Source organism: Streptomyces sp. NPDC059255, from assembly GCF_042752355.1.
In the GTDB taxonomy this organism is placed as follows: Bacteria; Actinomycetota; Actinomycetes; order Streptomycetales; family Streptomycetaceae; genus Streptomyces.
Window position 1 is genome coordinate 88,826 of sequence record NZ_JBHYZP010000007.1, and the last position, 26,648, is coordinate 115,473.

Below are 26,648 nucleotides of genomic sequence, written 5' to 3' on the forward strand. Positions count from 1 at the left end.
GGACACCTGGTGTGTTGCAAGACCGACACAAAAACGGTCCAAGCCTCCTGCGCCGTCCGCGCGGCTGCGTAGGGTGCCGCGTACGCGTAACCGCACACGGACGGTTGCGGGGGAAACCATTCGAGAGGGGACAGCGCGTGGTGGACGTATCCAAGGGCGGCGCGTCCGGGGGACCCGGGGTCAACCTGACCAAGGGCCAGGCCATCAGCCTGGAGAAGAAGGGCGGCGGCTCGCTGACCGCGGTGCGCATGGGCCTCGGCTGGCAGGCCGCGCCGCGCCGCGGCCTGTTCGGCTCCCGCACCCGGGAGATCGATCTGGACGCCTCGGCGGTCCTCTTCGCCGACAAGCAGCCGGTCGACGTGGTCTTCTTCCGTCACCTCGTCAGCGACGACGGTTCGGTCCGGCATACCGGGGACAATCTGGTCGGCGGCGCGGGACAGGGCGGCGACGACGAGGCGATCCTCGTCGATCTGGCGCGGGTTCCGGTCCATATCGACCAGATCGTCTTCACGGTGAACTCCTTCACCGGGCAGACGTTCCAGGAGGTGCAGAACGCCTTCTGCCGCATCGTCGACGAGACCAACGGCCAGGAACTGGCGCGCTACACGCTCGACGGCGGCGGCCAGTACACCGCCCAGATCATGGCGAAGGTCCACCGGGTGGGCGGCGGCTGGCAGATGACGGCCCTCGGCAACCCGGCCAACGGCCGCACGTTCCAGGACCTGATGCCGTCGATCCTGCCGCACCTGTAGGAACCGGCGGGCGTACGCGAGCGTACGCGCGATGCCCGGCGGCCCGGCCCTGCCCGGACCGCCGGGAGCCGCGCCGCCGCACCCGCGATGCCCGCCACACCCGCGATGCCACCGCGACACCCACCCGGTGCCCGCGACACCCACATCTGAAGAACGACGCGTGATCGACGAGGGGACAGAGGCGATGACGGCGGAGCTGGTCCGGGGGCAGAACCACCCCTTGCCCCACACCCGACTGGAGATCCGGGTGACGGCCGGCGCTCCGGTGATGGCCTGTGCCACGCTCGCCGACGACCAGGGCGCCGTGGCCGGCCCGGAGTGGATCGTCCACCCCGGCTCGCCCCGCCTGCCCGGGATCGAGGTGTCCCGCCAGGCCGCGGCCGGACTGCGCTTCCACCTCGATCTGGGGGCCCTGCCCGGGCAGGTGCATCTCGTCCACGTGCTGCTCGCGCTCCCCGAGGGGACCGGCGGCCCCGACCGGTTCGGCACCACCGCCGCGCCCTTCGCCGCCGTCACCGCCACCGACGGCACCGAGATAGCGACCTTCACCCTCACCGGCCTGGACACCGAGTCCGCGGTGGTCGCGCTGGAGCTCTACCGCCGGCAGGGCGCCTGGAAGGTCCGTGCCGTCGGCCAGGGGTACGCGGGCGGCCTCGCCGCGCTCTTCGCCGACCAGGGCCTGCCGGAGGCCGCGGGCTTCGCCGCCGGTGTCCAGGAGGCCGTCGCCCGGCACCTCGCCGGCGCCGTACAAGCCCCGCTGACCGGCACGACCGGCACGACGGGCACCACCGGCGCGACGGGCACGACCCGTACGACGGGCACCACGGGTGCCACCGCCGCGCCCGGTGCGCAGGACGGCGCACGGGCCAGAAGCGAGGGCCGCCGGCCGTCCGCCGCCCCCGGGGAATCCGCCGCACCCGGCGCGAGCGCCGGCACGGGCGGGGCCGGTGGCGCGGTCAACTACACGCATCCGGGGCGCAGGACCGCCGCGCCCCCCACCCCGCCGCCGGCCGCGTCGCCCACCCCGCCCGGAGAGCCACCCCGCCCCGTCGCCGGGGACGCCACGGGCTGGTCCATGGACGAACGCCTCTACAACCAGGTCTGGGGCATGTTCGAGGACCTGGCCCGTACCGTCGCCGCCTACCGCAGCGCCATGGACTTCGCCGAGTCCCGGCTGGACCAGGAGCTGGACCGCGCCCTCTCCGACCCCCGGCAGCGGATCGGCGGCGCGGGCGACGCCGCCCGCGCGGAGGCCCGCGCCCGACACGACCGGCTCGCCGCCCAGGCCCGCGAGGTCCTCGACCGCGACCTCGCTCAGCTCGCCGCCGAGTCCGAGGTCGTCGAGCCCGCGCTGCCGCCCGCGTACGCCCGCTGGGACAGCCCCGTCTGGCACGCCTACCGCGTGCCGATGGAGATCCCGATGGCGCTGCGCCTCGGCGACGTCCATCTGCCCGAGCGTCCGGACCTGCGGATCCCGATGCTCGTACGGCTGCCGCTGGAGCGCGGGCTGTGGATCGACAGCGGCCGGTCCGGTTCCGACGCGGCCCTGATGACGGACGACGCCCAGCTCCGCGCGGCGGCCGTGGACACCGCGGTCACCCTCGCCGCCCGGCTCCTCGCGGTCTACCCGCCGGGCGAGTTCACCGTCCATGTGATCGACCCGGCCGGTTCCGCCGCCGTCCCGCTCGCGCCGCTGGCGACGTCCGGCGCGCTCGACCGGCCGCCCGCCGCGGGCGCCGCCGGGGTGTCCGCCGTGCTCGCGCGCCTCATCCAGCGGGTGGACCTTGTCCAGATGGCGCTACGGGGCGGCGCCGCCGATTCGCTGCCGCCTGACCTGGACACCGCCGAGCAGCTCCTGATCGTCAACGACTTCCCGCACGGCTTCGACGACCGCGCGGTGACCCAGCTCCGCTACCTCGCCGACGAGGGCCCGGCGGTCGGCGTCCATCTGCTGATGGTCGCGAACCGCGAGGACGCGAGCGCGTACGGACCGGTGCTCGACCCGCTCTGGCGCTCGCTGCTCCGGATCAGCCCCGTGCCCGACGACCATCTCGCCGACCCGTGGGTCGGCCACGCCTGGACGTACGAGCCTCCGGTGGTCCCGCCCGGCAGCCAGGTGCTCCGGCAGGTGCTGGACCGCGTCGCGGAGTCCCGGCGGACGGGAGGGCGCTGAGCCCTACCCCGGATGCGGGGCGCTGACTCGTACACCTGCGGAATGTGCTGAGCAGCACACTTGAAGATCCTTTACCTTTTTCTTTACCTTCCCTTGGTCTTTCCTGTACTGTTCCAGGCAGCGGAGGGGAGTACTCCCACATCGCGACGTGCCCGTCAATACGGATCGCCATCGGTCCCGGGGCGTCGGCCCGTGGAGCGGCAGTGCCGCCCGGGTGGAAGAGACCTCCGGCAGCGACGACGCTGATCAGTAGCCGTACGAAGCCGGAGGAACAGTGGAAGTCTCCACGACCCTGTGGGTGCTGACCATTCTTGGTCTGAGCGCCCTGATAGCCGTCGACTTCTTCATCGGGCGCAAGCCCCATGACGTGTCGACGAAGGAAGCCGGTATCTGGACGGCCGTCTGGATCGCCCTTGCCGCGCTGTTCGGCCTCGGCCTGCTGCTCTTCGGCTCGGCCCAGGCCTCCGGCGAGTTCTTCGCCGGGTTCGTCACCGAGAAGTCGCTCAGTGTCGACAATCTCTTCGTCTTCATCCTGATCATGGCGAAGTTCTCGGTGCCCTCGCACCTCCAGCAGCGCGTGCTGCTCGTCGGCGTGCTGATAGCGCTGGTGCTGCGCGCGATCTTCATCGCGGCGGGCGCCGCGATCATCTCCAGCTTCTCGTGGGTCTTCTTCATCTTCGGCGCGTTCCTGATCTACACCGCCTGGAAGCTCGTCCAGGAGGCCCGCGCGGACGACGACGAGGAGGAGTGGGAGGAGAACCGTCTCCTCAAGTCGGTCGAGAAGCGCTTCGGCGTCGCCGACCGGTACCACGGCACGAAGCTCTTCATCCGTGAGAACGGCAAGCGGATCCTGACCCCGCTCATGGTGGTCATGCTCGCCATCGGCACCACCGACGTGCTGTTCGCGCTGGACTCCATCCCCGCGATCTTCGGCCTGACCCAGGACCCGTACATCGTCTTCACGGCCAACGCCTTCGCCCTGATGGGTCTGCGGCAGCTCTACTTCCTCATCGGCGGACTGCTGAAGAAGCTGGTGCACCTCAGCTACGGCCTGTCGGTCATCCTCGGCTTCATCGGCGTGAAGCTCGTGCTGCACGCGCTGCATGAGGCCGGGGTGCATGTCCCCGTCATCTCCATCCCGGTGTCGCTGGGCGTCATCTGCGGTGTCCTGATCGTCACCACGATCACCAGCCTCATCGCATCCAAGAAGCAGGCGGAGCGCGAGGCGGCCGAGGCGGCGGCCGGCGACGGCAAGGCCAAGGACAGCATCGAGGCCTGAGCCCGCGCGCCGGCGGGACGCCGGCACCACGGAAGCGGGGCGGGTGGCAGTACTGCCACCCCCTTCCCGGCCCCCCCCCGCCCCCGGGGGTCCCCCCCCCACCGGCCCCGGGGGCGGGGGCCATCACCCCCCCCCCCCCCCGCTTCGTGCTGTTACGGCGCGCCTCGCCGCTTCGCCGGCGCCCCGGCGACGGGGGTCACCAGCCGCGCGCCCGCCACTCCGCGAGATGCGGGCGCTCCGCACCGAGGGTGGAGTCGTTGCCGTGGCCGGGGTAGATCCAGGTCTCGTCGGCCAGTTTCCCGAAGATCTTCGCTTCGAGGCCGTCCAGCAGCGACGCGAAGTCCGCCGGGTCCGTGGTCCGGCCGGGGCCGCTCGGGAAGAGGCAGTCGCCGGTGAAGACATGGGCGTGGTTGTGCGGGTCGTCGTAGACGAGGGCGATCGACCCCGGGGTGTGCCCGACGAGATGGACGGCGGTGAGCGAGACCTCACCGACCCGGACCGTGTCCCCGTCGTCGACGAGCACATCGGTCGGCACGGGGATGCCCTCCGCGTCGTACCGGCCCGCGTAGGTCCGTGCCCCGGTGGCCGCCACCACCTCGGCGAGGGCCTGCCAGTGGTCGCCGTGCCGGTGGGTGGTGACGACGGAGGCGATGCCCCCGTCGCCGATCAGGGTCAGCAGGGTGGCGGCGTCGTTGGCCGCGTCGATCAGGAGCTGTTCGCCGGTGGCCCGGCAGCGCAGCAGATAGGCGTTGTTCTCCATCGGCCCTACGGCCACCTTGGAGATCATCAGGGCGGGCAGTTCATGGACGTCCGCCGGTCCGCCGACCGTCACGGTTCCGCTGTATGTCATATGGATCACCCTAGGTGAGTCGGCGCGTCATGGGCCGGGGAAGGCGAGGGGTACGACAGGGCTTAGAGCGGCGGCAGTACGGGCAGGGGGGCGGCCGGGGAGGTCAGGGCCGTGCCCTCGCGGCGGCCCGCGAGCCAGCCCATCAGCTCCGGCGCGGGGCCGGTGACGGTGAGGGGGGTGCCGTCCGGGCCTCCGGTCCGCCAGTGGCCGCCGTCGGGGGTGGTCAGGGCCAGCGGCGGGACCTCGGCGTGGCCGGCGAACCGCTCCACCAGGAAGTCGATCTCCCGTCCGGTGAACTCCTCGGACAGATCTTCGAGCGCCCGGCCGATCCCCAGGTCGACATGGTGCAGCTCGACCTCGGCCAGCCGCCGGAACGGCACCCGGGCCGCCACGTCGGTGACGCCGTTGCGCAGGGTGAGTACGCGGCCCCAGTCGGCGGGCCGCCCGGCGGCCTCCAGGAAACGGTCGCCGGAGTCGCGTACGTCGGCGAGGTGCGCGGCGAGCGGCCTCGGGGCGTCCCGCTCGATGTCCGCGTCACGGGTCGCCGCGTCCCGGTACATCGGCCGGCCTTCGAGGACATTGACCAGTGCGTCCGCGTTCCTGGCGATATGTGCCAGGACGTGGCCGCGGCTCCACCCCGGGAGCCGTGACGGTGCGGCGACGGCCGCGTTGTCCAGTGCGGCGGCCGCGCTGAGGAGTCGCTCGGTCGCTTCGCGTACTGCTGCCAGGTCGCGCGCGTGGTCGATCATGGCGCCGACGATAGCGCCGCCACCCGATCGGGTGAAGTAGGTGGAGAGTCGCCGTAAATCGAATGCGCGTGCTATAAGCTCGGCGGAGGCAACCTGGCCAAGAGGAGAATCCCGTCCGGCACTCCCGCGCCGGGCGCTCCGTCTCTCGCAAATTCATCCTTCTGGCGGTCCCCCGTACTCTGGGACGGGGGCTCTGCCCTTGCTTCTCTTCAGAAAGGTGCGGACCGGCGTGGCCGACCGTCTCATCGTCCGTGGCGCGCGCGAGCACAATCTCAAGAACGTCTCGCTCGACCTGCCCCGTGACTCACTCATCGTCTTCACCGGGCTCTCGGGATCGGGCAAGTCCTCCCTCGCGTTCGACACGATCTTCGCCGAGGGGCAGCGCCGGTACGTCGAGTCGCTCTCCTCGTACGCCCGGCAGTTCCTCGGTCAGATGGACAAGCCGGACGTCGACTTCATCGAGGGGCTCTCCCCGGCCGTCTCCATCGACCAGAAGTCGACCTCGCGCAACCCGCGCTCGACGGTCGGCACGATCACCGAGGTCTACGACTACCTCCGGCTGCTCTTCGCCCGGATCGGCAAGCCGCACTGCCCCGAGTGCTCCCGGCCGATCTCCCGCCAGTCGCCGCAGGCCATCGTGGACCGGGTGCTCGAACTGCCCGAGGGCAGCCGCTTCCAGGTCCTCTCGCCGCTCGTGCGCGAGCGCAAGGGCGAGTTCGTGGACCTCTTCGCGGACCTCCAGACCAAGGGGTACAGCAGGGCCAGGGTCGACGGCCGGACGATCCAGCTCACCGAGCCGCCCACGCTCAAGAAGCAGGAGAAGCACACCATCGAGGTGGTCGTCGACCGCCTCACGGTGAAGGACAGCGCCAAGCGGCGGCTGACCGACTCGGTCGAGACCGCGCTCGGGCTCTCCGGCGGCATGGTCGTGCTCGACTTCGTGGACCTGCCGGAGGACGACCCCGAGCGCGAGCGGATGTACTCCGAGCACCTGTACTGCCCGTACGACGACCTCTCCTTCGAGGAGCTGGAGCCCCGCTCCTTCTCCTTCAACTCGCCCTTCGGCGCCTGCCCCGACTGCACCGGCATCGGTACGCGCATGGAGGTCGACCCGGAGCTGATCGTCCCCGACGAGGAGAAGTCCCTCGACGAGGGCGCCATCCACCCCTGGTCCCACGGCCACACCAAGGAGTACTTCGGACGGATGATCGGCGGCCTCGCCCAGGCCCTCGGGTTCCGTACGGACATCCCCTGGGCCGGCCTGCCGCAGCGCGCCAAGAAGGCCCTGCTCCACGGCCACAAGACGCAGGTCGAGGTCCGCTACCGGAACAGGTACGGGCGCGAGCGCGCCTACACCACCCCCGCCTTCGAAGGGGCGGTCTCCTTCGTCAAGCGGCGCCACACCGAGGCCGAGAGCGACACCAGCAGGGAGCGCTTCGAGGGGTACATGCGCGAGGTGCCCTGCCCGACCTGCGAGGGGACCCGGCTCAAGCCGATCGTGCTGGCCGTCACGGTCATGGACAAGTCCATCGCCGAGGTCTCCGCGCTCTCGATCAGCGACTGCGCCGACTTCCTCGCCAGGCTCACGCTCAACGCGCGCGACAAGAAGATCGCCGAGCGGGTCCTCAAGGAGGTCAACGAACGGCTGAGGTTCCTGGTCGACGTCGGCCTCGACTACCTCTCGCTGAACCGCGCCGCGGGCACCCTCTCCGGCGGTGAGGCCCAGCGCATCCGGCTCGCCACGCAGATCGGCTCCGGTCTGGTCGGGGTGCTGTACGTACTGGACGAGCCGTCCATCGGACTGCACCAGCGGGACAACCACCGGCTGATCGAGACCCTCGTCCGGCTGCGCGACATGGGCAACACCCTGATCGTCGTGGAGCACGACGAGGACACGATCAAGGTGGCCGACTGGGTGGTCGACATCGGCCCCGGCGCGGGTGAGCACGGCGGCAAGGTCGTCCACTCGGGACCCTTGAAGGGGATGCTGGCCAACAAGGAGTCGATGACCGGCCAGTATCTTTCGGGCAAGCGGTCCATCCCCACCCCCGACGTGCGCCGGCCCGTCGACCCGGGACGGCGGCTCACGGTGCACGGCGCCCGGGAGAACAATCTCCGGGACATCGACGTGTCCTTCCCGCTGGGGGTGTTCACGGCGGTCACGGGCGTCTCGGGCTCCGGCAAGTCGACGCTGGTCAACGACATCCTGTACACACATCTCGCCCGGGAGCTGAACGGCGCGAAGTCGGTGCCGGGGCGCCACACGCGGGTCGACGGCGACGATCTGGTCGACAAGGTGGTCCATGTCGACCAGTCGCCCATCGGCCGTACGCCCCGCTCCAACCCGGCCACGTACACCGGTGTCTTCGACCATGTCCGCAAGCTCTTCGCGGAGACGATGGAGGCGAAGGTCCGCGGTTACCTCCCGGGTCGCTTCTCCTTCAACGTCAAGGGCGGCCGCTGCGAGAACTGCTCGGGCGACGGCACGATCAAGATCGAGATGAACTTCCTGCCGGACGTCTACGTCCCCTGCGAGGTCTGCCACGGCGACCGCTACAACAGGGAGACGCTGGAGGTCCACTACAAGGGCAAGTCCATCGCCGAAGTGCTGAACATGCCGATCGAGGAGGCGCTGGACTTCTTCGAGGCCGTGCCGACGATCTCGCGCCACCTCAGGACCCTCAACGAGGTGGGCCTCGGCTATGTCCGGCTCGGCCAGTCCGCGCCGACCCTCTCCGGCGGCGAGGCACAGCGGGTGAAGCTGTCGAGCGAGCTGCAGAAGCGTTCCACGGGCCGTACGGTCTACGTCCTGGACGAGCCCACGACGGGTCTGCACTTCGAGGACATCAGCAAGCTGATCGCGGTGCTGTCGGGACTGGTCGAGAAGGGCAACTCGGTGATCGTCATCGAGCACAACCTGGACGTCATCAAGACGGCGGACTGGGTGGTCGACATGGGGCCCGAGGGCGGCAACGGGGGCGGGCTGGTCATCGCGGAGGGCACTCCGGAGCAGGTGGCCGGGGTTCCGGCCAGCCACACCGGCAAGTTCCTGCGGGAGATCCTGGACCCCGAGCGGATCAGCGACGCGGCGACCCCGGCGAAGAAGGCCCCGGCGAGAAAAACGGCGGCCAAGAAGGCGACGGCGGCGGCCAGGACGGCCGCCGCGCGGACGACGGTCACCGCGAAGAAGGCTCCGGCCAAGAAGTCCGCCACCGGTTCGCGCCGCTCCTGACCCCGGCGGCCCCGGCCGCGCCCACACCCGCGCCCGCGCGCCGGTGCGGGCGCGGGCGCGGCTGTGGGCCGGAGCCCGCCCTCCCGGCCCTCGGCCCCGGGCCCCGGTCCGCTCGTACGCCCGTGCCGTCCGGTCCGGATCCGGCACAATCCGCAGGATGGACGAGACGGTGCGGACGGACGACGGGGTGCGGCTCTGGGCCACGCGGGCGGCGGACGGGCCGGGCGAGCCCGTGATCCTCTGCCACGGCGGCCCGGGCCTCTGGGACACCCTGGAGGCCCCGGCCGCGCTGCTGGCCGGCACCGGCGGCGAGGGGACATGGGGCCGGCCCGTCGTCCGGTGGGACCAGCGGGGCTGCGGACGCTCCCAGCGCTCCGGGCCGTACCGCGCCGACCGCTCGGTGGCCGATCTCGACACCGTACGGCGCCACTTCGGCCTGGAGCGCACGGCGCTGCTCGGCCACTCCTGGGGCGCGCACCTCGCCCTGAGCTACGCCCTGGCCCACCCCGCCCGGGTCAGCGCGCTGATCTACGTCTCGGGCACAGGCATCGACGAGGACGCCACCTGGCACCCGCACTACCAGGAGGCCCTCCACCGGAAGCTGGGCGCGCACCGGCGGCGCTGGGAGGAGCTGTGCGACCGGGGCGAGGACCGCACCCCGGAGGAGGGCCGTGAACTGGCCGTCCTCCAGTGGTCGGTGGACTTCGAGGCCGCACCGGACCGGGCACGGGAGTACGCCGAGGCCATGGCGACCCCCTGGTTCGACGTCAACTACCCGTGCAACACCGCCCTGGTCGCGGAGATGCGGCAGAGCCTCGCCACCGGCGCGCCGCGCGAACGGTGCGCGGCGCTGGAGGTCCCCGTACTGATCGTGGACGGCGAGCGGGACATCAGGCCCCGCTGGGCGGTGGACTCGCTGGAGCAGGCCCTGCCGCGGGTGGCCAGGACCACCCTGGCCGGTGCCGGCCACCTGCCGTGGACGGAGGACCCGGAGGGCTTCCGCGCCGCGGTCGCCGCGTTCCTCGGCTGAGCCCCGTCCCCCGTCCCCCGTCACCCGCCATCCGGTGCCCGTCATCCCGTGCCCGTTACCCGTCCCCGGTGCCCGCGCCCGGACGAAGGCTCCCTCACCAGGTCACGGGCAGTTCGTGGACGCCGTACACGAGCATGTCCTCCTTGAAGCGGAGCGCGCTGTCGGGGACGGCGGCGCGCAGACCCGGGAAGCGCCGCAGCAGCGCCGGATAGGCGAGCTGCAGCTCGGCGCGGGCCAGGTTCTGGCCCAGGCACTGGTGGGTGCCGTGGCCGAACGCGAGGTGGCGCCGTGCCTCCGGGCGGTCGATGTCGAGCCGGTCGGGATCGGGGAAGACGGTCTCGTCGCGGTTCCCCGCGTCGTTGGCCAGGACGACCCCCTCACCCGCGCGGATGAGCGTGCCCGCGACCTCCACGTCCTCGGTGGCCACCCGGCGGCGCCCGCTGTGGGTGATGGTGAGGTAGCGCAGCAGCTCCTCCACCGCGTTGGCCACCCGGGCCGGGTCCTCGCCGTCCCGGACCGCGGCGAGCTGTTCCGGGTGGTGGAGCAGGGCCAGCGTGCCCAGGGCGGTCATGTTCGCGGTGGTCTCGTGCCCGGCCGCCAGCAGCAGGACCGCGTTCTCGACGAGCTGCGCCCGGTCCAGCTCACCGGTGCGTACCCGCTCCACGATCAGGGTGCTGAGCAGATCGTCGGCCGGATCCCGGTCCTTGACGGTGATCAGATCATCGAGATATCCGGCGAGTTCCCCGGCGGCCGCCTTCGCCTCCTCCGGTGTGCTGCCGAGCGTGACGAGGGTGCGCGCGGCGCGCTGGAAGAGGGCGTGATCCCGGTGGGGGACCCCGAGGAGTTCGCCGATGACCAGGGAGGGCATCGGCAGGGCGAACGCGCTCACCAGGTCGGCCGGCGGGCCCGCCGCCTCCATGGCGTCCAGCAGCTGGTCGATGACCTCCTGGATACGGGGCTTCATGGCGGCGATGCGTTTGACCGTGAAGTGGGAGGTGAACATGCGCCGCGTGTGGTGGTGCTCGGGGTCGTCCTGGACGAGGAAGGGCAGATGGTCGGGGTCGCGCCGGGCGTGGACGCCCGCGCTCTGGACCGGGTGCCCCGGACGGGTGACGTCCGCACTGAACCGCGGGTCGGCGAGCACGGCGCGCTGGTCCTCGTAACGGGTGAGGAGCCAGGCCACGGCGCCGTTCCACAGCCGGATCGGGGAGACGGGCGCTTCCTTGCGCAGCGCCGCGTACCGGGGCGGCGGGTCGAAGGGGCAGCCGGCCGCGCGGCTGAGGGGAAAGGCGGGAATGGCCGTTTCGGTCATGACACGTCCTCCGGGGCGGAGCGGGGGCGGTGCGAGGCGGTGAGGGGCGGTGCGAGCTTGGATGTTAGTTACCCAAAGTATTTTCTACTCCAGGTGCGTGTATGGGGCAAGTGCTTCTTCGGCCATCCGGAACCGGCATGATGGGGCGGATGGACGGTCCCCCTGCCCGCGAGCGCGATGCCCCCGGCGGCATCGCCGAACTGCAGGTTCTGCTGAGTGCCCTCGCGTACGACATCACCCGGCCCCGCTCCCACGAACTGCTCGTGAGCATGGCCGGGGCCCCCGTCGACCGGGCGGGCGTCGCGCTGCTGCGCGTCCTGGCCCACGAGGGAGAGCCGCTGCGCATCGGCCGGATCGCGGAGCGGCTGGGCGTCCGCGCTCCGCATGTCACCCGGCAGGTCAGGGAGTTGGAGCGGCAGGGGCTCCTCGTGCGCGTGGCGGAGGCGGCGGACCGAAGGGCCCAGCGGGTGGCGCCCACCGGCAAGGGGCTCGACACCCTCGCGCGGCTCGACCGGGCGGCCCAGGCGCTGCTCGCGGAGAGCCTCGAAGGAGTGCCCGCCGACCGGATCGGTCACGCGATCGAGGTGCTGCGCCGGATCTCGGGCGCCCGCCGGCCGGGCGATCCGCTCGTCGGCGGCCGCTGAACAGCCGCCGGAACGGCCCCGGTATCGTCACGTATGTCACCGACACCCCTCCGTACCGAGGGCACCCGTTCGGACCCCCAGAACAGTGGAGACACCATGGCCGGCTCGCCCGCCCCCCGCCGTACCGTGCTGAAGGGCGCCGCGCTCGCCGGTGCCGCCGGGCTGGGGGTGGCGGCCTGCTCCACCGAGTCGAAGCTCGGCCACGCGGAGACGCCCACGCCCACCACCCCCGTCGAGCTGGGCGCGGCCTCCGACGTGCCCGTCGGCGGCGCCAAGCTCTACAAGAAGCAGCGCGTCGTGGTGAGCTGCCCGGCGAAGGGCCGGTACAAGGCGTTCAGCGCGCAGTGCACCCACGCGGGCTGTCTGCTCGGGGAGCTGGAGGGCACGGTGGGCGACTGCCCGTGCCACGGCAGCAAGTTCGACGTCACGACGGGGCAGGTGCTGCACGGCCCGGCCACCGTCCCGCTGTCCGAGGTGCCCGTCACGGAGCGGGACGGAAAGCTCGTCGCGGGCCCCGAGGCCTGAGAGCCGGTCGGGCACCCCCGGCCCGAGGCCGCGCGGAGGTCCTGCTGTCGGTCCCCGACAGTAGGGTGGAGTGCATGGCCGACCCCTCCAGCTACCGCCCCAAGCCGGGACAGATCCCCGACTCGCCGGGGGTCTACAAATTCCGCGACGATCACCGCCGGGTGATCTACGTCGGGAAGGCGAAGAGCCTCCGGCAGCGGCTCGCCAGCTACTTCCAGGACCTGGCGGGTCTGCATCCGCGTACCCGCACGATGGTCACCACCGCCGCCTCCGTCGAGTGGACCGTCGTCTCCACCGAGGTCGAGGCGCTGCAGCTCGAATACTCCTGGATCAAGGAGTTCGACCCCCGCTTCAACGTCAAGTACCGCGACGACAAGAGCTATCCGTCGCTCGCGGTCACGCTCAACGAGGAGTTCCCGCGCGTCCAGGTCATGCGCGGAGCCAAGAAGAAGGGCGTGCGCTACTTCGGACCGTACGGACACGCCTGGGCCATCCGCGAGACGGTCGACCTGATGCTCCGTGTCTTTCCCGTACGGACCTGCTCCGCCGGGGTGTTCAAGAACGCGGCACGCACCGGCCGGCCCTGCCTCCTCGGCTACATCGGCAAGTGCTCGGCGCCCTGCGTCGGCCGCGTCACCCCGCAGGAGCACCGCGAACTGGCCGAGGAGTTCTGCGACTTCATGGCCGGCCGCACCGGCGCGTACATCCGCCGTCTGGAGCGGCGGATGACGGAGGCGGCCGAGGAGATGGAGTACGAGAAGGCCGCCCGGCTGCGTGACGACATAGGCGCGCTGCGCCGCGCGATGGAGAAGAACGCGGTCGTGCTCGCCGACGCCACCGACGCCGATCTGATCGCGGTCGCCGAGGACGAGCTGGAGGCCGCCGTCCAGATCTTCCACGTACGTGGCGGCCGGGTCCGCGGCCAGCGCGGCTGGGTCACCGACAAGGTCGAGGCCGTCAGCACGGCCGGCCTCGTCGAGCACGCCCTCCAGCAGCTCTACGGGGAGGAGCGCGGCGACGCGGTTCCCAAGGAGGTGCTGGTCCCCGCGCTGCCCACGGACCCCGCCGAGACCGAGGCCCTCACCGAGTGGCTGAGCGAGCGGCGCGGCGCCCAGGTCTCCCTGCGGATCCCGCAGCGCGGCGACAAGAAGGACCTGATGGAGACCGTCGGGCGGAACGCCCAGCAGTCCCTCGTCCTGCACAAGACCAAGCGCGCCAGCGACCTCACCACCCGCTCCCGCGCCCTGGAGGAGATCTCCGAGGCGCTCGGCCTGGACAGCGCGCCGCTGCGCATCGAGTGCTACGACATCTCGCACTTCCAGGGCGACGACGTCGTGGCCTCGATGGTGGTCTTCGAGGACGGCCTCGCCCGCAAGAGCGAGTACCGCCGCTTCCAGATCAAGACCTTCGAGGGCCAGGACGACGTCCGGTCGATGCACGAGGTGATCAGCCGCCGCTTCCGCCGCTATCTCCTGGAGAAGGAGAAGACCGGGGAGTGGTCGGAACAGGCGGAACAGCAGTCCGAGCAACAGGCCGGGGCCGCCCTGCCCGGACAGCAGACCCAGCCGCGGTCCGACCAGGAGCCCGAGCCGCGGTCCGAGCAGCAGCCCGACCAGCGGTCCGAGCCCTTCACCGAGGACGACGGCAGGCCCAAGCGCTTCGCCTACCCGCCCCAGCTGCTCGTCGTCGACGGCGGACAGCCCCAGGTCGCGGCGGCCAAGCGGGCCCTGGACGAGCTGGGCATCGACGACGTCGCCGTCTGCGGTCTCGCCAAGCGCCTCGAAGAGGTCTGGCTGCCCGACGAGAGCGACCCGGTGGTGCTGCCCCGCTCCAGCGAGGGCCTCTACCTCCTCCAGCGGGTACGGGACGAGGCGCACCGCTTCGCCATCACCTATCAGCGGGCGAAGCGGGCCAAACGGGTCAGGACGAGCCCGCTGGACGACGTGGCCGGCCTCGGTGAGTCCCGCAAACAGGCGCTCATCAAGCATTTCGGCTCGGTGAAGCGGCTCCGGCAGGCGACAATCGACCAGATCTGCGAGGTGCCGGGGGTGGGCCGCAAGACGGCCGAGTCCGTCGCCGTGGCCCTGGCCGCGGCGGCCCCCGCGGCACCCGCCGTGAACACGGCGACAGGAGAGATCATGGAAGACAACGGGGGAACGGCGCATGACTGAGCACGACCGGGACGGAGCAGGGCACGTGAGTACGGGCACCACGAAGGAGAACAGCGAGGCCGTCGAGGCGGCCATCCCCGAGCTGGTGATCATCTCCGGCATGTCCGGCGCGGGCCGCAGCACCGCGGCCAAGTGCCTGGAGGACCTCGGCTGGTTCGTCGTGGACAACCTGCCGCCCGCGCTGATCCCCACCATGGTGGAGCTGGGCGCCCGCTCGCAGGGCAACGTGGCGCGGATCGCCGTCGTCGTGGACGTCCGCGGCCGGCGCTTCTTCGACAACCTCCGCGAATCACTGGCGGACCTCGACGCGAAGCAGGTCACCCGCCGCATCGTCTTCCTGGAGTCCTCCGACGAGGCGCTGGTGCGCCGCTTCGAGTCCGTACGCCGCCCGCACCCCCTCCAGGGCGACGGCCGGATCGTCGACGGCATCGAGGCGGAGCGCGATCTGCTCAGGGAGCTGCGCGGCGACGCCGACCTGGTGATCGACACCTCCAGCCTCAACGTCCACGAGCTGCGCGCCAAGATGGACGCCCAGTTCGCCGGCGACGAGAAGCCGGAGCTGCGGGCCACGGTCATGTCGTTCGGCTACAAGTACGGCCTGCCGGTCGACGCCGACCTGGTGGTGGACTGCCGCTTCCTGCCCAATCCGCACTGGGTCCCCGAGCTGCGCCCCTTCACCGGGCTGAACGACGAGGTCTCCGCGTACGTCTTCAACCAGCCGGGCGCCAAGGAGTTCCTCGACCGCTACACCGAGCTGCTGCAGCTCATCGCCGCCGGATACCGGCGTGAGGGCAAGCGGTACGTGACCGTCGCCGTCGGCTGTACGGGCGGCAAGCACCGCTCCGTGGCCATGTCCGAGAAGCTCGGTGCCCGTCTCGTCTCCGAGGGCATGGAGACCGTCGTCGTCCACCGGGACATGGGGCGCGAGTGACCGGACGCACCTTCCGGATGCGCCGGCTGCGCCGGGGCATCCCCGCGCTGTCGGGGCGCGGAGCGGCCGCCCAGCCCAAGGTCGTCGCGCTCGGCGGCGGCATGGGGCTCTCCGCGTCGCTCGCCGCGCTCCGCCGGATCACCGGCGATCTCACGGCGGTCGTCACGGTGGCCGACGACGGCGGCTCCAGCGGCCGGCTCCGCGAGGAGCTGGGGGTGCTGCCCCCCGGCGACCTGCGCAAGGCCCTCGCCGCGCTCTGCGGCGACGACGACTGGGGCCAGACCTGGGCCAGGGTGATCCAGCACCGCTTCCAGTCCCAGGGCGACCTGCACGAGCACGCGGTCGGCAATCTGCTGATCGTCGCGCTCTGGGAGCAGCTCGGCGACCATGTCCAGGCGCTGGACCTGGTCGGCAAGCTGCTCGGCGCGCACGGCCGGGTGCTGCCCATGTCGGCCGTACCCCTGGAGCTCCAGGCGCTGGTACGGGGCCACGACCCGGCGCGCCCGGACGAGGTCGACACGGTGCGCGGCCAGGCGACCGTCGCGCTCACCCCCGGTGAGGTGCAGTCCGTCCACCTGGTGCCGAACGACCCGCCGGCGGTCCCCGAGGCGGTCGCCGCCGTCCTGGACGCCGACTGGGTGGTGCTCGGCCCCGGCTCCTGGTTCTCCTCGGTGATCCCGCATCTTCTGGTGCCCGAACTGCTCGACGCGCTCGTCGAGACGAAGGCCCGCCGGGTCCTCTCGCTGAACCTCGTACCGCAACCCGGCGAAACCGATGGCTTCTCACCGCAGCGTCATTTGGAGGTTTTGGGGCGACACGCCCCTAAACTCGCCTTGGACGTGGTGCTGGCCGACGAGGCCGCCGTGCCCGACAGCGAATCGCTCTCCGATGCCGCCCGGCGGTTCGGTGCCGCCGTCGAGCTGGCGCCGGTGGCAGCGACCGGCAGTTCCCCCAAGCACGACCCGGAGCTGTTGGCAGCCGCGTACGACCGTATTTTTCGGATGCATGGAAGGATCGGCCCATGGCGATGACGCCAGCGGTGAAGGACGAGATCGCCCGCCTCCCCGTCACCCGGACGTGCTGCAGGAAGGCGGAGGTCTCGGCGATCCTTCGGTTCGCGGGCGGGCTGCACCTGGTGAGCGGGCGCATCGTGATCGAGGCGGAGCTGGACACCAGCATCGCCGCGCGCCGGCTCCGCAAGGACATCCTGGAGATCTTCGGACACAACTCCGAGCTCGTGGTGATGGCGCCCGGCGGGCTGCGCCGCGGCAGCCGTTACGTCGTACGGGTGATTACGGGCGGTGATCAGCTCGCTCGTCAGACCGGTCTGGTCGACGGCCGGGGACGCCCGATCCGGGGGCTGCCGCCCCAGGTGGTCTCGGGGGCCACCTGTGACGCGGAGGCCGCCTGGCGTGGCGCGTTCCTGGCGCACGGCTCGCTCACGGAACCCGGCCGCTCCTCCTCGCTGGAGGTGACCTGCCCGGGCCCGGAGGCCGCGCTCGCGCTGGTCGGCGCGGCCCGCAGGCTCCAGATCGCCGCCAAGGCGCGCGAGGTGCGCGGGGTGGACCGTGTGGTCGTACGGGACGGTGACGCCATCGGCGCGCTGCTCACCCGGCTCGGCGCGCACGAGTCGGTGCTGGCCTGGGAGGAGCGGCGGATGCGCCGCGAGGTCCGGGCCACCGCCAACCGGCTCGCCAACTTCGACGACGCCAACCTGCGCCGCTCCGCCCGCGCGGCGGTGGCCGCGGGGGCCCGGGTGCAGCGCGCGCTGGAGATCCTGGGCGAGGAGGTGCCCGAGCATCTCGCCGCCGCGGGCCGGCTCCGTATGGAGCACAAGCAGGCGTCGCTGGAGGAACTGGGCGCGCTCGCCGACCCGCCGCTGACGAAGGACGCGGTGGCCGGCCGGATCCGGCGGCTGCTGGCGATGGCCGACAAGCGGGCGCAGGACCTCGGGATCCCGGGGACGGAGTCCAATCTGAGCGAGGAGCTGGCCGACGGCCTCGTCGGGTAGCCGGGACTCGCCCGTGCCCCGGTGCACCACCCGGGCCTCGGCCGTGCCCTCGCGCACCACCGCTGCCGGTACCGAAAGGTGCCGGCAGCAGGTATTTTGCGGCCCCTTGGGGCACTCTTGACATGATCATGAAGCCTGGTCAGCCTGACGTCTGTTCATGGACATGGCAGTCGACGTCGACGGCAAGAGGGGCACATGAGACGAAGAGCGGGATCGATCCTGGTGGCGGGCGCGCTGCTGCTGGGCGGAATGACGGCGGCCACCGCCGCCCAGGCACAGCCGGCACCCGGCGCGACGGCAGGGGAGGGGACCGCTGCCGACGCGGTGAAGGTCTTCGACGCCGAGGTCACCAAGGAGCAGGTCCCCCTGCTCCTCGCGGCCGGCCAGGACGCGCACGAACTGAGCGAACGGGCCCCCGAGAAGGGCACGGCGAAGGTCGAGGTCTTCCTCACCGACGCCCAGGCGCGCGACCTGGAGCGGCAGGGCGTCACCGTCACCGAACGCACGGTGTCCGCCGGGACCGCCGGGCGGCTGCGGGCCGCCGGGGACGGGGTCTTCCGCCTGTACAGCGGCGCGGGCAACCTCCAGGAGGAGATCGTCAGCACCGGGCAGGCCAACCCCCGGATAGCGAAGGTCGTCTCCCTCGGCAAGACCCTGCGCGGCCAGGACATCCTCGCCCTCAAGCTCAGCAAGGGCGCGCGGACCACCAAGGACGGCGCCAAGCCGTCCGTGCTGTACATGTCCAACCAGCACGCCCGGGAGTGGATCACTCCCGAGATGACCCGCCGGCTGATGCACCACTACATCGACAACTACGGCAAGGACCGGCGGATCACGAAGATCGTCGACTCCACCGAGCTGTGGTTCGTCCTCTCCGCCAACCCCGACGGCTACGACTTCACCCATAGCACCGACAGCACTGACAGCAACCGGCTGTGGCGCAAGAACCTCCGTGACGTCAACGGGGACGGGCAGATCACCTCCGGGGACGGCGTCGACCTCAACCGGAACTTCGCCTACAAGTGGGGCTACGACGACGAGGGTTCGTCCCCCCGGCCCGCGAGCGAGACCTACCGCGGCGACGGCCCCGGCTCCGAGCCGGAGACCCAGGCCATCGACCGGTTCCAGAAACGCATCGGCTTCGACTACGGCATCAACTACCACTCCGCCGCCGAACTGCTCCTCTACGGCGTCGGCTGGCAGGTCGCCACCCCGACCCCCGACGACGTGCTCTACAAGGCACTCGCGGGCACCCCGGAGAACCCGGCGGTCCCCGGCTACTACCCGCAGGTCTCCTCCGAGCTGTACACCACCAACGGCGAGGCCGACGGGCACGCCGCGAACGTCAACGGCACCATGATGTTCACCCCGGAGATGACGACCTGTCAGACCGCCTCCGCGCTTGACCCGAACGACGCCTGGGAGGCCAAGGACTGCCGCTCCGGCTTCAACTTCCCCGACGACGAGAAGCTGATCCAGAGCGAGTTCGCCAAGAACATCCCCTTCGCGCTCTCCGTCGCCGAGACCGCCGCCCACCCCGACCGGCCGTCCTCCGCGGTCGGCCTGACCGCACCCGACTTCACCACCGACCCCTTCACCACCTCGTACGCGCGCGGCACGGGCCAGGAGGTCTCCGTCACCGCCCGTAAGTCGCTCCGGAACAAGGAGCTCAAGTACCGCGTCAACGGCGGCCGCGTCCAGACCGGGAAACTCCACGCCTGGAAGGGCGGCGAGACCTACGGCGGCGAGGACAACCTCCACTTCGACGAGTACCGCGGGACAACCGGCCTCGCTCGTACGGGTGACAAGGTCGAGGTCTGGTTCACCGCGCGCACGGCGAGCGGGAAGCCCACCGCCAGCGAGCACTTCAGCTACACCGTGGCCGAACGCCCCCGCGCCGACACCCTCGTGATCGCCGAGGAGGGCGCCCCCGCCCAGCGGACCGGCGCCTATGTCGACGCGCTGCGCGCCACCGGCCGTACCGCCGCCGTCTGGGACGTCGCCACCCAGGGCGCCCCGCACCCGCTCGGCGTCCTCGGCCACTTCTCCGCCGCGGTCCACTACACCGGCGCCACGGCCCCCGGCGGCGCCACCCAGCTCGCGCTGCGCGCCTTCCTCAACGAGGGCGGCAAGCTGATCGAGGCCGGCCGGCTCGCCGGCGGCAGCACCCGGATCGGCCGCGCCGCCACCGACGACATCAGCCAGTACTACTTCGGCGCGTACGGCCGCACCACCACCCCCGGCGCCACCGGCTTCACCGGCGCCGGGACGCTCACCGGCGCGGGCGGCGCCCTGACCGCGCTGCCCGGCAGCCCGCTGAACCCGGTGGGCGCGTACACCGTCACCTCCGACACGCTGGACCCGGCGGCGTATCCGCAGTTCGCCAGCGCCCAGGCGGGCTCGTACGCGGGCGTGAGCAACCCGTACGCGCCCTACGCCGGCCAGTGGATGGCCGCCACCGCCCACCAGGACAACGCCTGGCGCCGCCTCACCCGCACCGTCGACCTGACCGGGGTCGGCGCGGCCGACCGGCCTCAGCTGCGCCTCGCGCTCAACTGGAACACGGAGGAGGGGTACGACCACGCCCTCCTGGAGGCCCGCACCAGCGGCGGCGAGGACTGGACCACCCTGCCCGAGGCCGGCGGCGCGAGCAGCACCGCCGTACCCGCCGAGTGCGAGGCGGGCTTCTTCCTCCAGGGCCACCCGTTCCTCGGCCACTACCTCACGCTCGGCGCCGACGGCTGCACCGCCACCGGCACCAGCGGCGCCTGGAACAGCCTTACCGGCGCCTCCGACGGCTGGCAGCAGGTCGCCTTCGACCTGAGCGCCTACGCGGGCACCAAGGCCGAGCTGTCGCTGAGCTATGTCACCGACCCCGGCAGCGGCGGACGCGGTCTCTTCGCGGACGACGCGCGCCTGGTCGTCGGCGGCGCGGAGCGGGAGACCGAGGGCTTCGAGACCTCGCTGGGCGCCTGGACCGTGCCCGGACCGCCGGCCGGCTCCCCGGCGGTCGCGGGGGACTGGGCACGCTCCCGGACGCTCTTCGCCTCGTACGCCTCGGTCACCACGCGTGACACCGTGCTCCTCGGATTCGGCCTGGAGCACCTGACCGACGCGGGGGAGCGCGCCGCGCTCCTGGACAAGGCGCTGCGCTCGCTCCGGCGCTGATTCAGCCATCGCGCGCCGGGCGCGTGCGCCCGTACCCGTGCCGGCGGCCGTGTGCCGGCACGGGTACCGGGCCGGGCGCGCGCCGGGTACGGACCGCCGCCGGTTTCCGGGGACACTCGATGTCACCGGCGGGGCCGTGGAGAGGTAGGGTCGTAAGCGGTCGGGGACATCCCATACAACTCGCCGGCGTCGAAACCCGGCGTACCTAACGAGGAGATCGGTTCGTGACGATCCGCGTAGGCATCAACGGCTTTGGCCGCATCGGTCGTAACTACTTCCGCGCGCTGCTGGAGCAGGGTGCAGACATCGAGATCGTGGCTGTCAACGACCTGGGTGACACCGCGACCACGGCACATCTGCTGAAGTACGACACCATCCTGGGCCGCCTCAAAGCCGAGGTGACCCACACCGCCGACACGATCACCGTCGACGGTCACACCATCAAGGTGCTCTCCGAGCGCAACCCGGCCGACATCCCGTGGGGTGAGCTGGGCGTCGACATCGTCATCGAGTCGACCGGCATCTTCACCAAGAAGGCCGACGCCGAGAAGCACATCGCGGGCGGCGCCAAGAAGGTCCTCATCTCGGCTCCGGCCTCGGACGAGGACATCACGATCGTGCTGGGTGTCAACGAGGACAAGTACGACGCGGCCAACCACCACATCATCTCCAACGCCTCCTGCACCACCAACTGTGTGGCGCCGATGGCCAAGGTCCTCCTGGAGAACTTCGGCATCGTCTCCGGCCTGATGACCACGGTCCACGCCTACACCAGCGACCAGCGTCTCCAGGACTTCCCGCACAAGGACCTGCGCCGGGCCCGCGCCGCCGCCGAGAACATCATTCCGGCGAGCACCGGCGCCGCCAAGGCCCTCGGCCTGGTCATCCCGGAGCTGGCCGGCAAGCTCAACGGCATGGCGATGCGTGTGCCGGTCCCGACGGGGTCCGTCACCGACCTGGTCGTCGAGACGGAGCGCGTGGTGACCAAGGACGAGGTCAACGCCGCGTTCCAGAAGGCCGCCCAGGGCGAGCTCAAGGGCTACCTGGACTACACCGAGGACCCGATCGTCTCCTCGGACATCGTCAACTGGCCGGCGTCCTGCACCTTCGACTCCTCCCTGACCATGGTCCAGGGCAAGAGCGTCAAGGTCATCGGCTGGTACGACAACGAGTGGGGCTACTCCAACCGCCTGGTCGACCTGACCGTCTTCGTCGGCGCCCGGCTCTGACGGACACTCCGCGACACGCACCAGGGCGACACGCCCTGGGCACCTCGATATGAGTGACAGGGCTCGGCCGGCGCACGTGAGGCGCCGTTCGAGCCCTGTTGGTCTGTCTGTCCAGAGATCCCAAGGAGCCCAGCAGCAGTGAAGACGATCGACGAACTCCTCGCAGAAGGGGTCGCCGGCCGGCGCGTATTCGTCCGTGCCGACCTCAATGTGCCGCTCGACGGCACGACCATCACCGACGACGGCCGGATCCGCGCCGTACAGCCGACGGTCGCACGGCTCGCCGAGGCCGGCGCCCGGGTCGTCGTCGCCTCGCACCTGGGCCGCCCCAAGGGCGCCCCCGACCCGGCCTTCTCGCTCGCTCCCGCCGCCGCGCGCCTCGGTGAACTCCTCGGCGCCGAGGTGGCCTTCGCGACCGACACGGTCGGCGACTCCGCCCGCGCCACCGTCGCCGCTCTCGCCGACGGCCGGGTCGCCGTCATCGAGAACCTCCGCTTCAACGCGGGCGAGACCGCGAAGGACGACGCCGAGCGCGGCGCCTTCGCCGACCAGCTCGCCGCGCTGGCCGATGTGTACGTGGGCGACGGCTTCGGCGCCGTGCACCGCAAGCACGCCTCGGTCTACGACCTCCCGGCCCGGCTGCCGCACGCCGCGGGCGGACTCATCGCCACCGAGGTCGGCGTCCTCAAGCGGCTCACCGACGACGTGCGGCGGCCGTACGCCGTCGTGCTCGGCGGCGCCAAGGTCTCCGACAAGCTCGGCGTCATCGACCACCTGCTGGAGAAGGCCGACCGCATCCTGATCGGCGGCGGCATGGCCTACACCTTCCTGAAGGCGCAGGGCCACGAGATCGGCACCTCGCTCCTCCAGGAGGACCAGATCCCGGCCGTCCAGGGCTACCTCAAGCGGGCCGAGGAGCGCGGCGTGGAGTTCGTGCTCCCCGTCGACGTCCTCGTCTCCGCCGAGTTCCCGGACCTCAAGGCCAAGGCGCCCACGCACCCCACGACCGTGGCCATGGACGCCATCCCGGCCGGACAGATGGGCCTGGACATCGGCCCCGAGACCGGCCGGCTGTACGCCTCGAAGCTCGCCGACGCGGCGACCGTCTTCTGGAACGGTCCCATGGGCGTCTTCGAGCACCCCGACTACGCCGAGGGCACCAAGGCCGTCGCCCAGGCGCTCGTCGACTCCCCGGGCTTCTCGGTCGTCGGCGGTGGGGACTCCGCCGCCGCCGTCCGGATCCTGGGCTTCGACGAGAAGGCATTCGGCCACATCTCGACCGGTGGCGGCGCGAGCCTCGAATACCTCGAAGGCAAGACGCTTCCCGGCCTCGCCGCACTGGAGGACTGAACCCGCATGACCGCTTCGACCGAGAAGACCGGCCGCACGCCGCTGATGGCGGGCAACTGGAAGATGAACCTCAACCACCTTGAGGCCATCGCCCACGTCCAGAAGCTCGCCTTCGCCCTGGGCGACAAGGACTACGACGCCGTGGAGGTCGCCGTGCTGGCGCCCTTCACCGACCTGCGCTCCGTACAGACGCTCGTCGACGGCGACAAACTCAAGATCAAATACGGTGCCCAGGACATCTCGGCGCACGACTCCGGCGCGTACACCGGCGAGATCTCCGGCCCCATGCTGGCCAAGCTGAAGTGCACCTTCGTGGCCGTCGGTCACTCCGAGCGACGCCAGTACCACGCCGAGACGGACGAGATCTGCAACGCCAAGGTGAAGGCCGCGTACAAGCACGGCCTGACCCCGATCCTCTGCGTCGGCGAGGGCCTGGACATCCGCAAGGCCGGTGACCAGGTCTCCTACACGCTCAGCCAGCTCGACGGCGGCCTCAAGGACATCCCGGCCGAGCAGGCCGAGTCCGTGGTGATCGCGTACGAGCCGGTGTGGGCGATCGGCACCGGCGAGGTCGCCACCCCCGAGGACGCGCAGGAGGTCTGCGGCGCGATCCGCGGCCGGCTGGCCGAGCTGTACTCCCAGGAGCTGGCCGACCGGGTCCGGATCCAGTACGGCGGCTCGGTGAAGTCCGGGAACGTCGCCGCGATCATGGCGCAGCCCGATGTGGACGGTGCTCTGGTGGGCGGCGCGGCGCTGGACGCCGACGAGTTCGTCAAGATCGTCAGGTTCCGCGACCAGTAGGACCGACCCGGTCGGTCCCGGTATGCGGGGACGCGGATCCGTCGTACCCTGGCGGGGGTCGAGTGGGTATTTCCGGTGCGTTATCGCGGGAGATGCCACCCGGCCCCCGCTGTTCTTTATGCTTTATGCGTTCTGCCGATAATCAGTCCCGTTGATCCTGTCAGTTCGATCAAGCCGATCGGTCAGATCGGTCGGATCAGTTCGATCCGCCCGGTCGTTCCGTCGGGTCGTTCTGTCAGGTCGATCAGTCCGAGGAAGTTGGTCCAGCCGTGGTTATGGGGTTCTCGATCGCCCTCATCGTCTTCAGCCTGCTGCTGATGCTGCTGGTGCTGATGCACAAGGGAAAGGGCGGCGGCCTCTCCGACATGTTCGGTGGCGGCATGCAGTCCTCCGTCGGCGGGTCCTCGGTCGCCGAGCGCAACCTCGACCGCATCACCGTCGTGGTCGGGCTGCTGTGGTTCGCGTGCATTGTCGTGCTTGGCCTCGTACTCAAGCTGGACAGCTGACCCGGACCCCGGGTACGGCCGCGGTACGGGGCCGCGGGCGCGGCCTATCATGGGTTGCGCGACCGGCGGCAGGAGGGTAACTCCCTTCACTGGACGCGCGTTGGGCCTTACGTAGACTGGGGCGCCCGGCAGCGGAGCTGCCTACCGATGCTTTGCGGCACCATCACGCAGGGAGTTACGACCGTGGCAAGTGGCAACGCGATCCGGGGAAGCCGGGTCGGAGCGGGGCCGATGGGTGAGGCCGAGCGCGGCGAGTCCGCGCCCCGCCTGCGCATCTCCTTCTGGTGCTCGAACGGGCACGAGACGGTGCCGAGCTTCGCCAGTGACGCACAGGTTCCGGAGACGTGGGACTGCCCGCGCTGCGGATTCCCGGCCGGTCAGGACCGGGACAATCCGCCGGACCCGCCGCGCACGGAGCCGTACAAGACCCATCTCGCTTATGTGCGGGAGCGGCGCAGTGACGCGGACGGCGAGGCGATTCTCGCCGAAGCCCTCGCCAAACTGCGCGGCGAACTTTAAGGACCGTACCGCTTCCGGTACGGGAGAGATTTTCCGGCCGGACACGTGGCGCGTGTCCGGCCGAACCGTTTTTGCCCGCGTCGCGTCCTTTCGGCGCCGCCGCTCTCCGGCCGCATTGTCAGTGGCACCCCTTACGGTCTGCAGCAGTCGACCTGAGGGGAGCGGTGATGACGGCTGTCGGCACGGTGGAGGTACGGGCGCCCGCCTGGCGCGGGGGGTTCGGGCGGCTGTGGTCGGCCGCGGTCGTCTCGCGGTTCGGCGACGCGCTGCGGACGGCGGCCCTGCCGCTGCTCGCCACCTCGCTCACGGACGATCCCCTGCTGATCGCCTCGGTGACGGCCTGCGGCTATCTGCCCTGGCTGCTGTTCGGACTGGTCGGCGGGGCGGTCGCGGACCGGGTGGACCAGCGGCGGGCGATGTGGGGCGTCGACCTGGTGCGCGGCGCGCTGATGGCGGCGTTCGCCGTGGCGGTCGGCCTCGGCCACGCGTCGATCGCGCTCCTCCTCGCCCTCGCCTTTCTCCTCACGACGTTCCAGACGCTCTTCGACAACGCGGCCACCGCCCTGCTGCCCTCGCTCGTGCCGCAGCCGGCCCTCGCCGGTGCCAATGCCCGGCTGATGACCGGGCAGCAGATAGCGAGCGGCTTCCTCGCCGCCCCGCTGGTCCCCGTGCTGCTGGTCGTGGGGGTGGCCGCGCCGCACGCGGCCAATGCCCTCACGTACGGGGTGGCGGCCCTGCTGATCGCCTCCCTGCGGATCGCGGCGCCGGAGCGGCCGCCCCGCACGTCGGGATCCACCCTGCGCGCCGAGATCGCGGCGGGGATCCGGTTCCTGGTGGCGGACCGGACGCTGCGCGGGCTGTGCCTGGCCACGACGCTCTGCAACGTCGCGATGGGCGGACTGATCGCCACGCTGGTGCTGCACGTCACGGGCTGGCTGGGCGGCGGCGACCGGGCGTACGCGCTGACCCTCACGGCCTTCGGCGCGGGGAGCGTGGTGGGCGGTCTGCTCGCCGGGCGGCTCACCGAGCGGATCGGGCGCCTCCGGGCCATGTTCCTGGCCGGGTCCTTGCAGATCTGCTGTCTGGTGGCGCTGGGCTCGGTGCGGGAGATCTGGGTGCCCGCCCTCTGCCTCGGGGTGTTCGGCACGATGAACATGGTGTGGAACGTCAGCCAGACCACCCTGATGCAGGAGCGCAGCCCCCGCGAGATGCTGGGCCGGATCAGCTCGGCCTTCCGTACGCTCTCGTTCGCCGGGGCGCCGCTCGGCGCGCTGCTGGCAGGGGCCGCGGCGGCCGGCTGGGGACTGAACACCCCTGCCCTGCTCGCCGCCGGGCTCTTCGTACTGGCTGTCGCCTCGCTCGGCACTCTGATCAATTAAGTTGGGACCGGCAGTGGGGGCAGACAGACTCGCAGGC

21 protein-coding genes are annotated in these 26,648 nt (G+C 71.3%); 18 read left to right on the forward strand and 3 right to left on the reverse strand.

Annotated elements, in window-relative coordinates; all coding sequences use genetic code 11:
• Window positions 1–185: 185 nt before the first annotated feature.
• The 3 genes from ACFXKG_RS12040 (at window position 186) to ACFXKG_RS12050 (ending at window position 4,204) form a co-directional block, all read left to right on the forward strand.
• Complete coding sequence (locus ACFXKG_RS12040; protein WP_365808823.1) at window positions 186–752, forward strand: TerD family protein; 567 nt, start codon at window positions 186–188, stop codon at window positions 750–752.
• A gap of 184 nt (window positions 753–936) precedes the next feature.
• The gene (locus ACFXKG_RS12045) at window positions 937–2,925 is read left to right on the forward strand and encodes a TerD family protein (protein WP_384836540.1); all 1,989 of its coding nucleotides are present in this window, start codon (window positions 937–939) and stop codon (window positions 2,923–2,925) included.
• Window positions 2,926–3,199: 274 nt separating this feature from the next.
• Window positions 3,200–4,204 carry a TerC/Alx family metal homeostasis membrane protein gene (locus ACFXKG_RS12050; RefSeq protein ID WP_384836123.1) on the forward strand — a complete coding sequence of 335 codons (1,005 nt, stop codon included), beginning with the start codon at window positions 3,200–3,202 and terminating at the stop codon, window positions 4,202–4,204.
• Window positions 4,205–4,400: 196 nt separating this feature from the next.
• Here the strand turns inward: ACFXKG_RS12050 and ACFXKG_RS12055 are convergent, their stop codons facing one another.
• Entirely contained in the window at window positions 4,401–5,054 is a 654-nt protein-coding gene (locus ACFXKG_RS12055) for an MBL fold metallo-hydrolase (RefSeq protein ID WP_384836126.1), read from the reverse strand.
• 62 nt (window positions 5,055–5,116) lie between these two features.
• Window positions 5,117–5,803: a maleylpyruvate isomerase family mycothiol-dependent enzyme gene (locus ACFXKG_RS12060; RefSeq protein ID WP_384836129.1), complete on the reverse strand. Its 687-nt coding sequence runs from the start codon at window positions 5,801–5,803 to the stop codon at window positions 5,117–5,119.
• A 229-nt stretch (window positions 5,804–6,032) separates the two neighbouring features.
• Between ACFXKG_RS12060 and uvrA the strand changes: the two genes are divergently transcribed.
• Both uvrA and ACFXKG_RS12070 read left to right on the forward strand, forming a co-directional pair.
• The gene (uvrA, locus tag ACFXKG_RS12065; RefSeq protein ID WP_384836132.1) at window positions 6,033–9,035 is read left to right on the forward strand and encodes an excinuclease ABC subunit UvrA; all 3,003 of its coding nucleotides are present in this window, start codon (window positions 6,033–6,035) and stop codon (window positions 9,033–9,035) included.
• Between the two features lie 157 nt (window positions 9,036–9,192).
• Entirely contained in the window at window positions 9,193–10,065 is an 873-nt protein-coding gene (locus ACFXKG_RS12070) for an alpha/beta fold hydrolase (RefSeq protein ID WP_384836135.1), read from the forward strand.
• Window positions 10,066–10,159: 94 nt separating this feature from the next.
• Here ACFXKG_RS12070 and ACFXKG_RS12075 read toward each other — a convergent pair whose 3' ends face one another.
• On the reverse strand, window positions 10,160–11,377 hold the full coding sequence (locus ACFXKG_RS12075) for a cytochrome P450 (RefSeq protein WP_384836138.1): 1,218 nt from the start codon (window positions 11,375–11,377) through the stop codon (window positions 10,160–10,162).
• Window positions 11,378–11,526: 149 nt separating this feature from the next.
• On the opposite strand from ACFXKG_RS12075, the gene ACFXKG_RS12080 reads away from it, so the two are divergent.
• The 13 genes from ACFXKG_RS12080 (at window position 11,527) to ACFXKG_RS12140 (ending at window position 26,611) form a co-directional block, all read left to right on the forward strand.
• Entirely contained in the window at window positions 11,527–12,021 is a 495-nt protein-coding gene (locus ACFXKG_RS12080) for a MarR family winged helix-turn-helix transcriptional regulator (protein ID WP_384836141.1), read from the forward strand.
• A 96-nt stretch (window positions 12,022–12,117) separates the two neighbouring features.
• The gene (locus ACFXKG_RS12085) at window positions 12,118–12,546 is read left to right on the forward strand and encodes a Rieske (2Fe-2S) protein (RefSeq protein WP_384836543.1); all 429 of its coding nucleotides are present in this window, start codon (window positions 12,118–12,120) and stop codon (window positions 12,544–12,546) included.
• Window positions 12,547–12,620: 74 nt separating this feature from the next.
• The gene (gene uvrC / locus ACFXKG_RS12090) at window positions 12,621–14,717 is read left to right on the forward strand and encodes an excinuclease ABC subunit UvrC (protein WP_384836144.1); all 2,097 of its coding nucleotides are present in this window, start codon (window positions 12,621–12,623) and stop codon (window positions 14,715–14,717) included.
• Entirely contained in the window at window positions 14,710–15,648 is a 939-nt protein-coding gene (rapZ, locus tag ACFXKG_RS12095) for an RNase adapter RapZ (protein ID WP_384836147.1), read from the forward strand. The genes uvrC and rapZ overlap by 8 nt, the downstream gene beginning before the upstream one ends.
• Window positions 15,645–16,679, forward strand: coding sequence for a uridine diphosphate-N-acetylglucosamine-binding protein YvcK (gene yvcK / locus ACFXKG_RS12100; RefSeq protein WP_382889306.1), 1,035 nt, complete (start codon window positions 15,645–15,647; stop codon window positions 16,677–16,679). Before rapZ ends, yvcK begins: the two co-directional genes overlap by 4 nt.
• Window positions 16,670–17,659, forward strand: a complete 990-nt coding sequence (whiA, locus tag ACFXKG_RS12105) for a DNA-binding protein WhiA (RefSeq protein ID WP_046495602.1) — start codon at window positions 16,670–16,672, stop codon at window positions 17,657–17,659. Before yvcK ends, whiA begins: the two co-directional genes overlap by 10 nt.
• A gap of 195 nt (window positions 17,660–17,854) precedes the next feature.
• A complete protein-coding gene (locus tag ACFXKG_RS12110) occupies window positions 17,855–20,827 on the forward strand; it encodes a M14 family zinc carboxypeptidase (protein WP_384836151.1) in 2,973 nt (990 codons plus the stop codon).
• Window positions 20,828–21,051: 224 nt separating this feature from the next.
• The gene (gene gap, locus ACFXKG_RS12115; protein ID WP_365808621.1) at window positions 21,052–22,056 is read left to right on the forward strand and encodes a type I glyceraldehyde-3-phosphate dehydrogenase; all 1,005 of its coding nucleotides are present in this window, start codon (window positions 21,052–21,054) and stop codon (window positions 22,054–22,056) included.
• A gap of 138 nt (window positions 22,057–22,194) precedes the next feature.
• The gene (locus tag ACFXKG_RS12120; protein ID WP_384836154.1) at window positions 22,195–23,406 is read left to right on the forward strand and encodes a phosphoglycerate kinase; all 1,212 of its coding nucleotides are present in this window, start codon (window positions 22,195–22,197) and stop codon (window positions 23,404–23,406) included.
• A 6-nt stretch (window positions 23,407–23,412) separates the two neighbouring features.
• Window positions 23,413–24,207 carry a triose-phosphate isomerase gene (gene tpiA, locus ACFXKG_RS12125; RefSeq protein ID WP_384836157.1) on the forward strand — a complete coding sequence of 265 codons (795 nt, stop codon included), beginning with the start codon at window positions 23,413–23,415 and terminating at the stop codon, window positions 24,205–24,207.
• 275 nt (window positions 24,208–24,482) lie between these two features.
• Window positions 24,483–24,713: a preprotein translocase subunit SecG gene (gene secG, locus ACFXKG_RS12130; RefSeq protein ID WP_030353663.1), complete on the forward strand. Its 231-nt coding sequence runs from the start codon at window positions 24,483–24,485 to the stop codon at window positions 24,711–24,713.
• A 183-nt stretch (window positions 24,714–24,896) separates the two neighbouring features.
• On the forward strand, window positions 24,897–25,232 hold the full coding sequence (locus ACFXKG_RS12135; RefSeq protein ID WP_078854845.1) for an RNA polymerase-binding protein RbpA: 336 nt from the start codon (window positions 24,897–24,899) through the stop codon (window positions 25,230–25,232).
• Between the two features lie 167 nt (window positions 25,233–25,399).
• Window positions 25,400–26,611, forward strand: coding sequence for an MFS transporter (locus tag ACFXKG_RS12140; RefSeq protein ID WP_384836161.1), 1,212 nt, complete (start codon window positions 25,400–25,402; stop codon window positions 26,609–26,611).
• Window positions 26,612–26,648 lie beyond the last annotated feature (37 nt).